This is a genomic window from Paenibacillus nitricinens, assembly GCF_052056485.1.
Lineage (GTDB): Bacteria > Bacillota > Bacilli > Paenibacillales > Paenibacillaceae > Paenibacillus_AQ > Paenibacillus_AQ nitricinens.
In genome coordinates, this window is sequence record NZ_CP183948.1 from 5,738,469 (window position 1) to 5,753,983 (window position 15,515).

Consider the following 15,515-nt stretch of genomic DNA (forward strand, 5'->3'; position numbering starts at 1 on the left):
ACTATATCGGTCTTGCCTTGCGATTACGTAAGGGAAGACCGATTTTTTTGTATAATCCCTAGCAATAAAGGATTCCTATCCTCACTTTTATTTCACTAATAATTACCATCCTTAAAACCTTTCGAAGTGATGCATGAATTAACCTCTTAGCGCTCATACTATCTTCACAACGGGCGAAGGAGGTGACACACATGGGTCAAGCAGGTCAAGGTCGTAGCAGCCGTTCCAATAACCTGGTCGTTCCTCAAGCAACTGCAGCATTGCAACAGTTGAAATATGAAGCAGCACAGGAGCTTGGAGTAACGATCCCAGCTGACGGTTATTACGGGAACTACACTTCTCGCGAAACTGGTTCTCTGGGCGGTTACATCACTAAACGTCTAGTACAACTGGCAGAACAACAACTGTCTGGTCGTCAGTAACAACGTTATCTTAAGTGTTTTATCCGGCTAGGTATAAAGCCTAAAGCCGAGTAGCTTTTGAGCCCTCTCACACTTCTTTCTGAAGCTGTGGGAGGGTTTTTGATTTTCACAATATATTGAAATTTTATGTAAACAACGCTTAACCGAAAAATTGTTCAGAGCTTTCAGCATAGGCATTACGAGGCGATCGAATCATTAGATTTGCCATATTATAATTGGACTCCAATGTAGCATCTACAATCACCATTCCCTGTCTAATGGCGAATTCATAAGAAATTTCGCCATGCGTCCAACGCCGCTTGTATTTCAGGCTTTCCAGCGCCATTAGTCGAAAAGAAGACTGCTGTCCATCTGTCATCCCTTCTTTTGCATCAGTGAATCCCCCACTTCGCCCAGAAAGAGGATTATGTCGTATCCCGAATTTTCCGATCATGTTATTTCGTATTTGCACAAAAACCGTACCAGAAGTTAATCCCGATAATTCTTCCTGTAGCTCCTTAAACACCATGTCCATCTGTCTCGCTAATGATAGTTGTTCCGTCTTAAGCATTACTTTTCCTCCTAAAAGTTTTGTGAGCATAGCTTCATTCGAATTCACTTCGTACAAAACTTGCTTCGAAAGCATTTACTTCGTTTTGTGAGCATAGCTTCATTCGAATTCACTTCGCAGAACTGACTTCGTAAGCGCTTGCTTAATTTTGTGAGCTTAGCCAAGTGGTATTCTAGCGCGCCTTATATAAGTCTTAAGACTCATTATAGGTTACTGACAAATGGCAAACAACATTATTCGGCAAAATTGGGTTATTATCCCTATGTATGCGCAAAATCCATAGATTAATCGCATATTTCTTTTTATAAATCGTGATTTTTCGACATTTTATCATTAAAAAAAGCCCCTGTTTCAGGGGCTTTTGCGTGTTCATGCTGAAAAATTATTGTTTTTTCTACCGTTAAATTTGTCTTAGTTTAGACTTTTTCAAACTAATTGCTCCGTCATCTCCAAGAACTCATTAATGTCAGCTACAATCAGATCTGTAGCACCTTGCCAGAAGTCCGGCTTCGTAAGATCCACACCCAGATGCTTAAGTACCAAATCCTCTAAAGTCATCACACCAGTATCTTGCAACAAGCTATCGTATTTGTCTGCAAAGGACGCTCCTTCTTGCAGAGCCAGTCGATACAAGCCTGTGCTGAACATGTAGCCAACGGTGTAAGGGAAGTTATAGAACGGCACATCGGTGATATAAAAATGCAGTTTAGAAGCCCAGAAATGGGGATGGTATTCCGAAAGCACCCCACAGAAGGCTTCCTTCTGTGCTTCCACCATCAATTCAGACAGCTCTTCAGCATTTACAAGGCCTTCCTTACGTTTTTCATAAAAACGAGTCTCGAATAAGAATCGGGCGTGAATGTTCATAAAGAAGGCTACGCTGTTTTGAATTTTCGTTTCAAGCAGCGCCAGTTTCTCTTCAGCGTTGCTAGCCGCTTTAACCTGAGCGTCAGACACAATGACCTCTGCGAAGGTTGAAGCAGTCTCTGCAACATTCATAGCGTAGTTCTGATTAAATACAGGTTGATCATCCAGTAAATAAGAATGATAAGCATGTCCCAGCTCATGCGCCAAGGTTGAAACATTGGAAGTTGTACCGCTATAAGTCATGAAAATCCGCGATTCCTTACTCTCAGGGAAGGAAGTACAGAATCCTCCAGGACGTTTCCCCGGACGATCCTCCACCTCAATCCAGTTATGATCAAAAGCACGCTCTGCAAACTCTGCCATCTTTGGACTAAATTTGCGGAACTGGGTAACGATATCTTTAGCAGCCTGATCATATGGGATTTTACCTGAAGATTTACCCACTGGCGCTTCGACATCTACCCAGGAAAGAGCATCCAGTCCAAGCAGCTTAGCTTTACGTTGAAGATAGGTCACGAGTGCAGGCTTGCTATTCGTAATCACGTCCCACATCGCGTTCAAAGTATCTTGTGACATACGATTGATGCTCAGCGGATCTTTCAGAATATCTTCCCAACCTCTTCCTTTATAGAGCTTCAGACGGAAGCCGGCTAAGTGATTCAAGGTATCCGCACAGTTATCTGCTGCTTCGGTCCATGCTTCTTCCCATTTATGGAACATGGATTGACGTACTTTCGGATCTGGATCATCCAGCTTGTTAAAAGCTTGACCTGCGGAGAGCAGCTTTGTTCCTTCTTCATCCTCAAATGGGATCTTAATCGAGCTTACAATCGTATCATAGTGCCCGCTCCATCCATGATATCCGTCAACGGCTAGTTCAAGCGCTAAGCTTTCTAACTCTGGACTCATCTTCTCACGGGCCAAGTCACGGCTCTCGCTCAGCACGAACGTTAATGGAGCAATCTCAGGACGTGACATCCACTCTGCCCATACCTTGTCCGTAGTCTGACGAAGCACGTTACTGAATTGTGAGTTAATGCCTTCGAATCCGGCACGCATACTTGTCACTCGAGCCGACAGTCTTACCGCACCTTTGTCCATTTGATTCTGAGCGCCCAGACAGTCTGCGAAGGAAGAGACCTCCACAAGTCTTCCTGAACAGCTCTGAAGCAGTTCTATAACCTTGTCCAGCGCCTTTGTAGACTCAACATCCGTTGGAGCTACGGCATTCTTCACCAGACCCTGTAAGGCTGCAATATCTTGTTCAAGATTCTTTAAAAAGCTTTCTAACTCAGTAGAGGATGATCCTCCAGCAAATATGGAATCAAGTTCCCAAGTCAGTGATAATGGTTGTTTCATGTCTTCTCACCATTCCTTTGCTCTCATTTGGTTTTCTTTGTAATTGACTTAACACCATGGTAAAGTGAATAACGATACCGGAACATTCATAGCCGATAAACTTTAGGAGGGCATCCATATGAAGCCACTACAAATTTCACCGGAAACAGCCATAACGTTATCCAAGCAACTAGGCGTTCCACTGGAACACTTGATGCATATGCCCCAACATATTTTACTGCAAAAAATAGCTGAGCTATCCAAAAAGCAGAATTCACCGCAAGCTGAGGATGGAAATGAAGAGTCTCCTTCTGGAAAGGATTCACAATGATTCCTTTTAGTCATACCTGGCCTTATGACATTATTTTAGGCGATATGTATGTGCAGTATTGCCCTTTCTGCAACTCGGAGAATGTTCTTCTCCCTATGAAGCCAAAAGAATTGCAAATCGTTCGTGACGGCAAGAAAAAACTACTTGTCTTCCCATGTTGCAGCGCCAGCCCTACAGTTGTAGATAACGACGGAGATTACCTCCTATTCGATCGGGCAGTTCGATAAAGAGAAGTTCATCTAAATCCCAATCTTACCATTTTTATAAAGCGCAGACGAGAGCATTACTCTCTTCTGCGCTTTTTGTTGTTTGTAAAGCTTTAAGAACCTGAAGGCAATCCATCGGCATCCATATCTACAGCTTCGCCGCGCATTTGCTCTCTTAGCACAACCCACTGCTCCCTGGCAGCTCGAATCATCGCAGCATCCATAATCTTCTGATCATTAATCAGGCGGGAGAACCACATTACAGCCACAGAGAACTCTCCAATGCGCCGGTTAAGTTCGCCAATAAGATACATGAGCCGGGCATCATTGCCAGCTATTCCGTCTTTTTCGTATACCTTCACATATTCAGCTAATGAATAGCGCAAAAAGCGTTGTTCCTGTTCCGTATTCCCTTGATACCGGTACAACCAGGCAATGTGATGAAGCAGACTTGCAATAATTCGATCCTTATCGTTAATACTTTGAGCACATAAAAGCGCCAGTTTATAGGTCTCAAGTGCAGTTTCCCAGCTTCGTTTATCCCCAAAGTCACGGCTCTTCCATCGTTTTCCTACCTGTTCATTGAATGCTTTTCGCTGCAGATCCGTCAGCTTGTCCGCTGAATTTTCTGTAGAGGCAAACCCACAACTTGGGCAGACACGTACAACATAATAATCCGGATTCTCGTTTTTGTAATATGCACAAAAATCAGCATCGCGGCGAATAGCCTTTTTTAGACTAGGGCGTACGCGAGAGGTTGAAAATTCATGTTCACAATTGCAACATTTGACCTTAATAGAATATAGGGGTATTAAGTCTGGCAAGTACTCTCATTCCTTTCAGGATCAACCTGTCCCTTATTATTCCTGGGGCATGTTAACAAAATGATGTGCGGGACCTGCAAGGCGGCTAAGCACGAAGGAACGCAGCGGCTCTTCTACGCCGGTCTCCACAAGCGCCTCTTTCATACACTGCAACCATTCTTCAGCACGTTCTGGAGTAATGGGAATATGCATATGCCTTGCTCTCATCATGGGATGTCCATGCAGTTCTGAATACAATGGGCCACCGCCAAAAAACTGTGTCAGGAATTGATACTGCTTCTCCAGAACAGGAGAAATGTCTTCAGGAAATAACGGACCCAGCTGCGGATGAAGCTGCACTTTGGCATAGAACACTTCCACCAATCGATGTAGCGCTTCAGCTCCTCCTAAGTTCTCATATATACTCTCATTTGGATTCATTGAGGTTACCAGCTCTCTTCCATATTAATGAAACGTTTCTTATTTTATTATACCAAAAAAAAGCACGGCTCGGATATCCGTCGAAAGTGCCCCTAAACGGCAGAAAAAAGACGCTAAACTATAGTTTAGCGCCTGGAGGTTATTGTCAGTAGGTCCGAAATTCTTCATCACCTGCAGGGACGAGAGAGACCCGGATCACATATACAAAAGCACAAACGAGAACTCCGGCTACCACGCTCATCGCCATCACTCCATCCCATTTATTCTTGTAACAGAGGGTGCATTTCTTATTTACATAATATCATATTTCGAGCGAAAAAGCACCGATTTATGTAACCGCTTCCTTTATTTTTTTTGTGCTGTTTGTCCTTCTTTTCGCATACATCTAACCATAGATCAGGAGGCGTTAATTATGACTTTTAAAAAGATTGGCGGCCCACTGCTGGGATTAATATTGGCGGGCTGTATGCTGCTGATGTTGCTTCATCCGGAGGCATCCCTTGGCGCAGCCTTACGAGGCCTGGCCATCTGGTGGGATGTGTTATTCCCCTCCCTATTTCCATTCTTCGTCATATCCGAAATCATGCTAGGCCTAGGGATCGTTCATCTCTTCGGTGCACTGCTAGATCCATTGATGCGCCCTCTTTTTGGTATACCGGGAAGCGGCGGTTTTGTCGCTGCGATGGGATATGTATCAGGATATCCTGTTGGCGCTAAATTAACCGCTAAGCTGCGGGAACAGAATCTGATTAGCAGAGTAGAGGGAGAACGATTAGTCGCTTTCACAACCTCCTCTGATCCAATCTTTCTGTTAGGCGCAGTGTCTGTAGGCTTTTTTCGAGACGCATCGTTGGGGCTCATCCTAGCCCTCGCTCACTATGGAAGCGGTTTGATTGTTGGCTTGCTAATGTCGTTCCATGGACGCAAAGAACAGAGATCCCCCTCCCAAGACCCATCCATAACTAGTTCTACTGCCCCCTCTGTTCCAGCCAAAAAAGGTTTTGGAAGAATCCATGCAGCACTTCTTGCCATGGAGGAGGCTCGGCGTAAAGATGGACGGAGCTTTGGGGAGCTCTTAAAGGGAGCAATCCAGTCCTCGCTAAAGCTTATTATTGTCGTAGGCGGTTTGGTTGTATTCTTCAATGTGCTAATGGAACTGCTGGCCCGTGCCGGTATCCTATCCTCCCTCTTTAACATGACAGGACATCTTGTGTCCCTTGTAGGTGGTCCTCCAGAACTAGCTCAGGCTCTCATTAGCGGATTCTTTGAGGTGACGATCGGTGCCCGTTCAGCAGGTGAAGCCGCAGCTTCCATCCCGCTTCAGTTCAAGGTAGCTGCTGCTGCCTTCATCCTCTCCTGGGGCGGATTATCTGTACATGCCCAGGTGGCAAGTATTCTGAACGGTACGGGACTTCGGTATCTGCCATTTTTGACTGCACGGCTAATTCACGCCATACTCGCATCAGGATTGGTCTTGCTGCTCTGGAAGCCTGTGATGAACACAGGACTGTCTACCGCATGGTTATCATTACCAGCCTCTACTGCCTTTACTCCTTCTGCCTCAGGGATCACGGCAAGCCTCGCCCTGCTGAGCCTATTATTAACAGCTGCAATTCTAGTCTCACTGCTTATCCCTGTATTCATTACAATGATTCGATGGGTACGGCGAAGTTGATTAACATATTGTGTTCCGGGTCAAGATTGATTATGATCGGTGTATGACTGAATTATACAAAAGGAGCCTGTACATCTTGAGATATTATGTTCTGGACCGCGGTGATGAACTATCAATCAAACTTGCCGAGCAGTTCCACAAGCTGGCGGCGGAGCGGGACCTGCAACTGGATGCCGAGTCTCCCGAAATCGTCATCTCTATTGGCGGAGACGGCACAATGCTGCACGCTTTTCATACCTTTATCGATCAAATTCCCAATCTAGCCTTCGTAGGTGTGCACACAGGACACTTAGGCTTCTATGCGGACTGGCAAGCCGAAGAGCTTCCCACGTTAATCGACTACATGTGCGGAACCGAAGATTCTGAGCCTCAGAAACCTCGTATCGTGAAATATCCGTTACTTGAGCTGGAAATTCACAAGAAATCCGGTTCTTCGTCCCACATTGCCCTAAATGAATTCACCCTTAAAGGGGTAGATGGAACTATAATGATTCAAGTTGACATCAATGATGTTACCTTCGAAATGTTCCGGGGTGATGGACTTTGTATTTCTACTCCTTCTGGTAGCACGGCCTATAACAAAAGCCTTGGGGGAGCCATGGTTCACCCATCTATAGAAGCGCTGCAGATTGCCGAAATCGCCTCCATTAACAACCGTGTATTTCGAACAATGGGGTCGCCATTACTACTGCCGAAGCATCACCATTGCGATATTCTTTCATGTAAGGATCAGCGCTTACTACTCACGATAGATCATAATAATATCCCGGTAGATGATCTGATTTCAGTACGCTGCCAAGTATCGGACAAGAAGGTCAGTTTCGCCCGGTACCGTCCTTTTCCGTTCTGGAACCGTGTACGTGAAGCTTTTTTGGTTTAAGATTAACCTTCGATCCAACGATTTTCAGTGGCTGGAGATATCCATTTCTCCGGCTTTTTTGTGTGACAAAACTAACACCAACTGATAGACTGAGAGAGAAGCCAAATGGTATAATGAGGCTATTTTACAAAGAGTTACATAAAAGGAGAGAGTACTGTTGAAAAAATTTTTATCCCTCATTAGCATAAGTCTACTGGCCCTTATACTTGCAGTCCCGGCTTTTGCAGCTTCGAAACCCATTGATGTTTATATTAACGGAAGTAAGGTTTCCTTCACCGCTGGATCCCCATACTTAGCGAACAATTCTGTACTTGTACCTTTCCGGGTTGTCTTTGAGAAGCTTGGACTTCAAGTGCTCTGGGATGCTAAGACTGGAACAGTAACAGGTAAAGGCTCAAATCTTGCGATTACCCTCAAAATTGGCAGTAATCGTGCTACTGTTAATGGAACCGTTAAAAAACTAACCACTGCACCAGTTTCCTCTGCTGGCACTACATACATCCCTTTGCGTTTTATTGCTGAGGCAACCGGGGGTACGGCCGTCTGGAATTCCACCAATAGAAGTGTACAGATTACTACTCCTGTCTCCAAAGATAAGGACGAAGCAGCCATTACAGCATTAGTTCGTTTGGCTAATAAATATTTCAATGAAGAAAATGCGACTAGCTTCTATTCCCTTATGGAGGAATCCTCTGACGCAGCATCAGTGGCCGAGCTCAAGGAATCTTTTAAAGCTTTCGACATAAAGAATACGATTGATAGCTTGGAAATCCTCGACATAAAGGCTGACGAAGCCACTGTGTATACACTTGAAAGTTCTCGCAGAATAGGTGGGGCTTATACTCCAGATACAGAGAATGAATACGTATATACCCTGGTCCGCAAGAACGGAAGCTGGAAGATCTCATCCGTGGAATCCCAAAGTTCGACCATTCTCCTTACGCATGAACAAGGTATAAAACCAGCAGCCAACATCCCTCAAAACGATGCGGATGCCATCAAAGGTACTGTTAACAAGTATTATCAAGCAATGAACGAACAGAATCCTACAGCAGTTCTTTCCACGATGACTTCCTATGGAGAAGAATATGATTCCTCTCTTAAGGCAGATTTGGATGATTTCTTTGCTTCGTATGATATTACCTATACTCCAGGCATTTCAAATATTTATTATTACAGTGCCAAAGAAGCTGCTATATATGTAGAAAGCAAAGACAAGGAAGCTAGTGAAGAAGAGACTTATGAGCAAGGCCTTATCTATATTCTATCCAAGTCGGATGCCGGTATATGGACAATCGATGACACATATAACGTCTACAATAAACTTGTGAAATCCTAATAAAAAGGGTGTTTGATTCCATGAAATCAAAAAAAATAATAAGTGCACTGTTAACGAGCTGTCTAGCTTTATCTATTACATTTGCTCCACTGGCTTCCGCCGCAGATGCCGCTAAAGCTTCCACAGACAACAGTGATCTTATTAATGAAGTAATGAAGCTATTGGAGAACTATAACCTTTCAGATGTAGATAAAGATATTTTGATTCGCGGAGCAATTGACGGCATGGTGAACACATTGGATGATCCATACAGCCAATACTTCAATTCCGAGGAAGCGGCGCAATTTGAACATGCGGTTGATCTCGAATACGTTGGAATCGGTGTTAAACTTCAATATACGCCGATAGAGCTCTACATCGAAGAAATCTCTCCAGGTTCTCCTGCTGAAAAGGCAGGCTTGAAACGCGGCGATACGATTCTCAAAATCAACGGAATACCTGTTGACGAAACGGATGATTCGGAACTGAGTGGAGCCGCGGGCACTAAGGTCACCCTGCTGATCCTCAGAAATGGGGTCACAAAATCTTATATTGTCACCCGAAATGAATTGAACTCGACTTCCGTTTTTGGAACCCTCATTGGTCCGAAGATTGCCTATATTTCACTAAGTGGTTTCACACAGAATTCTGATGAAGAATTCGCCGCTATGCTGAAGAAGATGCGTGCAGCGGGCATGAAATCCATGGTGCTTGATTTACGTGATAACTTGGGTGGCTACATGGATTCGGCATACAACATTGCCTCTAGTTTTATGGATAAAGGCATCATGATGTATACCTCTGATCAAAGTGGCGCGTTAACTCCTGTTACGATTACTAGTGGCAGCAAAATTGGTGTGCCCGTCGTAATTATAACCAACGAATACACTGCAAGTGCGTCGGAAGCTCTTACGGGGGCCCTGCGCGACAACAAGCTGGCTACTGTTGTAGGCACTCGTTCTTACGGCAAAGCGCGTATTCAAAGCCTACTTCCAGTGTCTAATGGCGACATGCTGAAATTGACCACGCAGAAATATCTAACACCTAAAAAAGAAGACTTTAATCACATCGGTCTCGCACCGGATATTGAGGTAAAGGGAAAAACTGCACAGCTGATTACCGCCCTGCAGATTGCTGGAATGAAGACTTTAGAAGTCACCGGAGATCATCATATCTTAAATATCAATGGCGTTCCTTTTGCTGGTAATGTTGGTCTTGTGAAACAGGGTGATAAAACTTATGCTTCATCGCTTGTGCTGGCTGCACTTGTCGAGGGCGAAATCACCTGGGATGCCAAGAACAAGAAGGTCATCGTAAAGAGCGGAACAGGCGCGTCCACCGGCTTTACGCTTTCCTCCAAAGAGGCGCTATCTCAGAATGGTGAGACCTACATTGAATTAAATGCCTTTAAGAAGAAGTTTCCGGCACTCGTATGGAGTTACAATGCTACACAGAAGCAATTGAAATTATCTATAAAATAATCCATAAGAAAAGGCAACAATTCTCCGGAGATGGAGGTTTGCTGCCTTTTTTGTACCTGTCTATTCAAAAGAAAAAAGCTGTCTCATTCGTAGAAGGACTCTACTTATGGTCAGCTTTAATCATTAAGATTGTGGATTTTCTATGTTTTGTGTGTTTTGTGTGTTTTGTGTGTTTTCTGTGTTCTGTGTGTTCTGATTATTTTGAGGCTTTTGTGTATGTTGGGGCTTTTGGGATTGACCTTGGGGTGGTCTGCTTTGAAATTCCTTTTTGGATTTCTTCCCTTGCGAATCTTTCCCCCGGTGATTTCGGCTTTGATGTTCTCTCAAAGGTCGTTCCTTAGCAGAAGTCATTTCTTTAAATGCAGCAGATGAATTCGAGCCTTGCTTAGATGATGGTTCTTTAGAGGAAAGCTCCTTATCTATAGCCGCTCCATCATTATCTTCAGCTTCTAGCTCCGAATCTTCTTCCTCACTCGGCTCTGGTATTTCTTTGATCAGAATATCCTTGAACAAACCTTCTTGTGGTACCTCTTTTAACTTATGCAACACAAAATATGCGCAGCCAAAATTGCAATATTCATTAATATAATCGACCATACCAGAAATCGCTGTATCCCGATTCACCTTTGGGTGGTTGTCCCGATAAAAGCCTTTCAAACGCAGCTGACTGTAACCCCAGTCACCAATAATGTAGTCGTATCTTTCCAGCACTTCGCTATATCTTCCGCGAAACGCCTCCGGATTCCAACCATCCTTATGATCTAACATTAGTTCGTAGCCTTTTCCGCCTATAACGATCAAACCTTTTGTCGCCTGCCTTTCTGTGGGGAGGGTGCGTTGATTATACCGTCATTTCCGAGAAATATTGGGCTTTCGGTCGCTGTTGTTGATTCATTTCTTTTATTTGAACCGCATCAGCGGTTGAAATCAATCAACAGTGTATGCTTACGATGCTAGCTTTCCTTCGGAAAGCTTTCAGGCGAACGCTACCGCTCCTACAGCTCCAACATTTCTCTCCAATGACTCAAATCAACGATTTTTTATGTGTAACCTAGGGGTGGGAGACTCAGATCGCTTCGCTCCTTCAGCCCCCTGCTACCTTGAAAAATAAAAAAATTAACTAGAAGAAACCACGCGCTCCTCACGAGCTTGAGCGGCGGATTTCACCTGCTCATGCGCACGATAAGAGCTGCGAACAAGCGGGGCTGATTCCACATGGCTAAAGCCGCGCTTCAATCCCTCTTCCTTAAGCAGCGCAAATTCCTCTGGTGGATAATATTTCTCCACATTCAAATGCTTTGGAGAAGGCTGCAAGTATTGTCCTAAAGTCAATATATCACAATTTACGGCTCGTAAATCATCCATTGCTTGTAAAATCTCATCCCACTCTTCACCGACCCCAAGCATAATGCTTGATTTGGTAGGAATATCCGGTTTCATTTCCTTGGCTCTACGCAGAAGTTCCATTGAACGGCGATACTTCGCTTTAGCCCGTACACGGTCTGACATACGTTCCACCGTCTCGATATTATGGTTAAGAATGTCCGGATTACTGTTCATGACAATCTCCAGACTATTCCGTTCTCCCAGGAAATCTGGAATCAATACTTCAACACTACATAACGGAAGGCGTTTACGAATTGCCGCTACCGTCTCAGCAAAAATCTGGGCGCCACCATCCGCAAGATCATCACGGGCCACACTGGTCACCACGCAATGGCGAAGGTTCATTCCCTCTGCAGCTTCTGCTACACGTTCAGGCTCCTGCAGGTCCAGCTCTGTTGGCAGTCCTGTATTTACAGCGCAGAAACGGCATGCGCGAGTACATATATCTCCAAGAATCATAAAGGTAGCCGTTCGATTGGCCCAGCATTCATAAATATTCGGACACCTAGCTTCTTCACATACGGTATGTAAAGTTTTAGAACGCATCATGCTCTTGATTTCCTGATAGTTATCACCGGTAGTTAGCTTGATTCTAATCCAATCCGGCTTAGGCTGCTTTGCTGTTTTATTCGTCAAAATAATAAACCCCGCTTCCTCCTGAATGTGATGCTGCAGATGAAAGATGCTGCCTCATATTATAACATGTGCGCTTTACAATTGCCTGTTTTTGTGAAATATGCAGGGTCTGCCATCTTCGATTCCGGCGAAGAATTTACTGGTACCTTTAGACAAGAACGGATAAAAAGTAGCCTTTTGCTTCAATCTATAATAAAAGCTTCATCCGAAGTGCCTACATTCAATTCTACGCCCGGACAAAAGGAGGCTGTTATCTTGCTGGCCCTATTTAAGAATACTAATCACCGGAGAACTATGTTATGTCTGTCCGCGGCCGCTATCCTTTGGGGTGGTTTAGGCCTTCCCGTTCCAGCAGCTGCAGTACAGGCTACAGTCCAACCGGTGGAAAGCAGCGGCAATCCTGTTAATGCTAGCAAAGAATCCATATGGTCTGCCCGTAGGGGAATTTATGATCAACTGAGCGCAGCCACTGGAATCCCTTGGTTTAGATTCGCAGCCATTGATCAATATGAACGCACCATCGCCAAAAAAGGGGCCTCAGACAAACCAGCCACTAACCGTCTTACTGGAATCATGATTCCAGCACCCGTATGGTCCGGTCCACTCAACCCGGATCAAGAGGATACTTCTCCTGAATCCATCACCTTCTTTAACGGCTTCGGCCGTGATGGCTCAGGAGATGGAATCGCCGATCCAGAGAATGATGCTGATGTTCTATATAGTATGGCTAGACACTTGCAGAAATATGGTGATTCAGCTAATGATTTTAGCATTGGCATTTGGGAGTATTATCACAATGGTCGTGCCTCTCAGCGCATAGCTCAGTTCGCCAAGCTATATGAACATTTTGGGCGGCTTGACCTATCAGGTAATGCTTTTCCACTTCCCTTAAGTAATTCTTATTCTTATCGTAGCACCTGGGGAACCGGCAGAAGCTGGGGTGGGGCACGTATCCACGAAGGAACTGACCTCTTTGCACCGCAAGGTATGCCGGTACGCAGTACCTGCATTGGCTTAGTGGAAACTAAAGGCTGGAACCGCTATGGAGGCTGGAGAATTGGAATTCGCGATATCGAGAACCGTTACCATTATTACGCCCACTTATCCGGGTATAACAAATCCATTTCACGTGGAGATATCGTCTCACCAGGTGAGATCATTGGCTGGGTCGGCAGCTCCGGTTACGGTAATCCAGGAACACAAGGGAAATTCCCGCCACATCTACATTTTGGCATCTATCGTGACCGAGGGATTACGGAATGGGCTTTTGACCCCTTCCCACTACTAAAACAATGGGAGAATCAGGAGTATAGAGACAGAAAGAACAAAAATAAAAAAAGTGCTACGAATTAAGAACAACAATAAGGCCCCTTTCTTCAGAGAGAGGCCTTATACCCTTTTAGTACAACATCAAGCAACCAAACGGTTCAATGCTCAATATAAGCTTGTTATTATTTTTAAAAGTAGCTCCTGACATTAAATCGGTTAGCAAATTCTTATCTGAACGATATGCATTAAGCTCAAGCTCGTACGCGTTCGGAGAATTATTGATAATTAAACCTATTTTCTCTTGACCCGTCCCCCGTATATAACCGAAGACATTACGGACTTCATCCGTGAACCAAGGACGAAACTTACCTTTTCGTAGAATATCACAGCTTTTTCTCAGGAAAATCAGCTCTTGATACCACTTCAGCAGCGCAGTATTTTGAGCTTGCTCTTGCCATACCATAGCTTTTCTACAGTGAGGGTCCGTAGCTCCTTCCATCCCAACCTCATCCCCATAATAGATCATCGGAATACCGATATAAGTCATCTGAAAAAAAACGGCCAACCTCATGCGCTGTATTGCCGTACTCTCACGGTCCCAGCCACGTCCCCCTTCCTTACATGCTGTAAGAAAACGCAGCGTATCATGACTGCCAATCAATTGAAACATCGCCGAATTGGCCTGGTCATTATACAACGCCTCCTGATGGAGTACTTGCTCCATAAAGCGATCTGGCCCTGTTGACTGCTCTGCAAAGAATTCCAGCACAGCATCCCGAAGCACATAATTCATGCCACCATCGAATTGATCCCCTCTAAGCCAAGGCCCAGAAGCGTGCATTATCTCCCCAATAAGTAGAATTTCAGGAAATTCAGACTTGAGCTCTTGCCGAAACCGGGACCAAAAATCCGGGTTGACCTCATTCGCTACATCAAGACGCCAGCCATCGATCGCAGTTTCACGAATCCAATACTTCGCAACCTCTATCATATATTTAGCCGTGTCAGGATGATCCATATTCAGCTTAGGCATATGCGCTTCAGCTTTAGCGAATGTTTCATAATTCGGGGCAGGCGTCTGTGTAATGGGAAAAGAACGAATAAAAAACCAATCTTTATATGGAGACTGTTCGCCCTTTTCCATTACATCTTTAAACGCAAAGAATTGATCTCCCGAATGATTAAACACGGCATCCAAAATGACCTTAATTCCATGACGATGTGCCTCACTGACTAGCGTCTTCAACCCATCTACATCGCCAAACGCAGGATCGATCTTATAATAATCGGAGGTGTTATATTTATGCTCAGAAGGAGACGCAAATACAGGCGTCATGTAAATAGTGTTCACACCAAGCTGCTGTAGATAAGGTATTTTGTCCGTAATGCCTTTTAGAGTTCCACCATTGTAGCTGCTAGGATAAATTTGATAGGTCACCGCATCCTGGCTCCATAAAGGTAACTTCATAGCCTCAGAATGGTGAATGTATGCATATTGAAAAGAACCTGCACGTTCCCGATTCTCCGACGCGCCCCTCTCTCCATACCAGACATATTGCCCCGCAGCATTCGCTACATGGAATAGATACCTGCTCCTTCTAGTGCTGGTCTGAATAATTGCTTCGTGAATCTCATAAATACCGGCCGACCCGATCCGCTCCATCTGCAAAGGAACTTCTTGCCCCGGAGAATCATAACGATCCGAGTGGATTACGGTACAGGATAATTGCTGTCCAGCTTGTGTAAATAATCTTAGCTTCAGGGTCCCTGTACCTACAGGATAGGCAAATGGATCTTCACTTGTATGATAGACAAACCATGATTGAGGCATAACTTATGGACTCCTTCTATACTTTTATCGTTCTATCTATCTGTTCATACATCATTAGAGAGACTGCTAAATTTGTGTTAT

15 protein-coding genes are annotated in these 15,515 nt (G+C 44.5%); 8 read left to right on the forward strand and 7 right to left on the reverse strand.

Annotation, left to right across the window (positions count from 1 at the left end; all coding sequences use genetic code 11):
• The first annotated feature begins 191 nt into the window (after positions 1–191).
• Positions 192–422, forward strand: coding sequence for an alpha/beta-type small acid-soluble spore protein (locus ACN6KS_RS25580; RefSeq protein WP_042130917.1), 231 nt, complete (start codon positions 192–194; stop codon positions 420–422).
• 139 nt (positions 423–561) lie between these two features.
• Here the strand turns inward: ACN6KS_RS25580 and ACN6KS_RS25585 are convergent, their stop codons facing one another.
• Both ACN6KS_RS25585 and ACN6KS_RS25590 read right to left on the reverse strand, forming a co-directional pair.
• Complete coding sequence (locus ACN6KS_RS25585; protein WP_094873297.1) at positions 562–972, reverse strand: O-methyltransferase; 411 nt, start codon at positions 970–972, stop codon at positions 562–564.
• Positions 973–1,398: 426 nt separating this feature from the next.
• Positions 1,399–3,198, reverse strand: coding sequence for a M3 family oligoendopeptidase (locus tag ACN6KS_RS25590; protein WP_440960764.1), 1,800 nt, complete (start codon positions 3,196–3,198; stop codon positions 1,399–1,401).
• Positions 3,199–3,316: 118 nt separating this feature from the next.
• Between ACN6KS_RS25590 and ACN6KS_RS25595 the strand changes: the two genes are divergently transcribed.
• Complete coding sequence (locus tag ACN6KS_RS25595) at positions 3,317–3,508, forward strand: YycC family protein (protein WP_042130920.1); 192 nt, start codon at positions 3,317–3,319, stop codon at positions 3,506–3,508.
• Positions 3,505–3,735: a hypothetical protein gene (locus tag ACN6KS_RS25600; protein ID WP_042130921.1), complete on the forward strand. Its 231-nt coding sequence runs from the start codon at positions 3,505–3,507 to the stop codon at positions 3,733–3,735. Before ACN6KS_RS25595 ends, ACN6KS_RS25600 begins: the two co-directional genes overlap by 4 nt.
• A gap of 92 nt (positions 3,736–3,827) precedes the next feature.
• Here ACN6KS_RS25600 and ACN6KS_RS25605 read toward each other — a convergent pair whose 3' ends face one another.
• Positions 3,828–4,538 (reverse strand): DUF2225 domain-containing protein, encoded by a 711-nt coding sequence (locus ACN6KS_RS25605; protein ID WP_094873295.1) that lies wholly within the window; start codon positions 4,536–4,538, stop codon positions 3,828–3,830.
• A gap of 36 nt (positions 4,539–4,574) precedes the next feature.
• A complete protein-coding gene (locus ACN6KS_RS25610; protein WP_042130923.1) occupies positions 4,575–4,958 on the reverse strand; it encodes a globin domain-containing protein in 384 nt (127 codons plus the stop codon).
• A gap of 412 nt (positions 4,959–5,370) precedes the next feature.
• On the opposite strand from ACN6KS_RS25610, the gene ylbJ reads away from it, so the two are divergent.
• The 4 genes from ylbJ to ACN6KS_RS25630 all read left to right on the forward strand — a co-directional run bounded on the left by ylbJ (position 5,371) and on the right by ACN6KS_RS25630 (position 10,312).
• Complete coding sequence (gene ylbJ, locus ACN6KS_RS25615) at positions 5,371–6,633, forward strand: sporulation integral membrane protein YlbJ (protein ID WP_440960765.1); 1,263 nt, start codon at positions 5,371–5,373, stop codon at positions 6,631–6,633.
• Between the two features lie 76 nt (positions 6,634–6,709).
• The gene (locus ACN6KS_RS25620; RefSeq protein WP_042191633.1) at positions 6,710–7,513 is read left to right on the forward strand and encodes an NAD kinase; all 804 of its coding nucleotides are present in this window, start codon (positions 6,710–6,712) and stop codon (positions 7,511–7,513) included.
• Positions 7,514–7,670: 157 nt separating this feature from the next.
• A complete protein-coding gene (locus tag ACN6KS_RS25625; protein ID WP_179283728.1) occupies positions 7,671–8,852 on the forward strand; it encodes a copper amine oxidase N-terminal domain-containing protein in 1,182 nt (393 codons plus the stop codon).
• 20 nt (positions 8,853–8,872) lie between these two features.
• A complete protein-coding gene (locus ACN6KS_RS25630) occupies positions 8,873–10,312 on the forward strand; it encodes a S41 family peptidase (protein ID WP_094873290.1) in 1,440 nt (479 codons plus the stop codon).
• Positions 10,313–10,435: 123 nt separating this feature from the next.
• On the opposite strand, the gene ACN6KS_RS25635 is transcribed toward ACN6KS_RS25630, so the two are convergent.
• The gene (locus ACN6KS_RS25635) at positions 10,436–11,113 is read right to left on the reverse strand and encodes a YutD family protein (protein WP_280787903.1); all 678 of its coding nucleotides are present in this window, start codon (positions 11,111–11,113) and stop codon (positions 10,436–10,438) included.
• 315 nt (positions 11,114–11,428) lie between these two features.
• On the reverse strand, positions 11,429–12,334 hold the full coding sequence (gene lipA, locus ACN6KS_RS25640; protein WP_094874781.1) for a lipoyl synthase: 906 nt from the start codon (positions 12,332–12,334) through the stop codon (positions 11,429–11,431).
• 294 nt (positions 12,335–12,628) lie between these two features.
• On the opposite strand from lipA, the gene ACN6KS_RS25645 reads away from it, so the two are divergent.
• Complete coding sequence (locus ACN6KS_RS25645; RefSeq protein ID WP_440962445.1) at positions 12,629–13,687, forward strand: M23 family metallopeptidase; 1,059 nt, start codon at positions 12,629–12,631, stop codon at positions 13,685–13,687.
• 46 nt (positions 13,688–13,733) lie between these two features.
• On the opposite strand, the gene ACN6KS_RS25650 is transcribed toward ACN6KS_RS25645, so the two are convergent.
• Positions 13,734–15,434: an alpha amylase N-terminal ig-like domain-containing protein gene (locus tag ACN6KS_RS25650; RefSeq protein WP_440960766.1), complete on the reverse strand. Its 1,701-nt coding sequence runs from the start codon at positions 15,432–15,434 to the stop codon at positions 13,734–13,736.
• Positions 15,435–15,515: the final 81 nt, after the last annotated feature.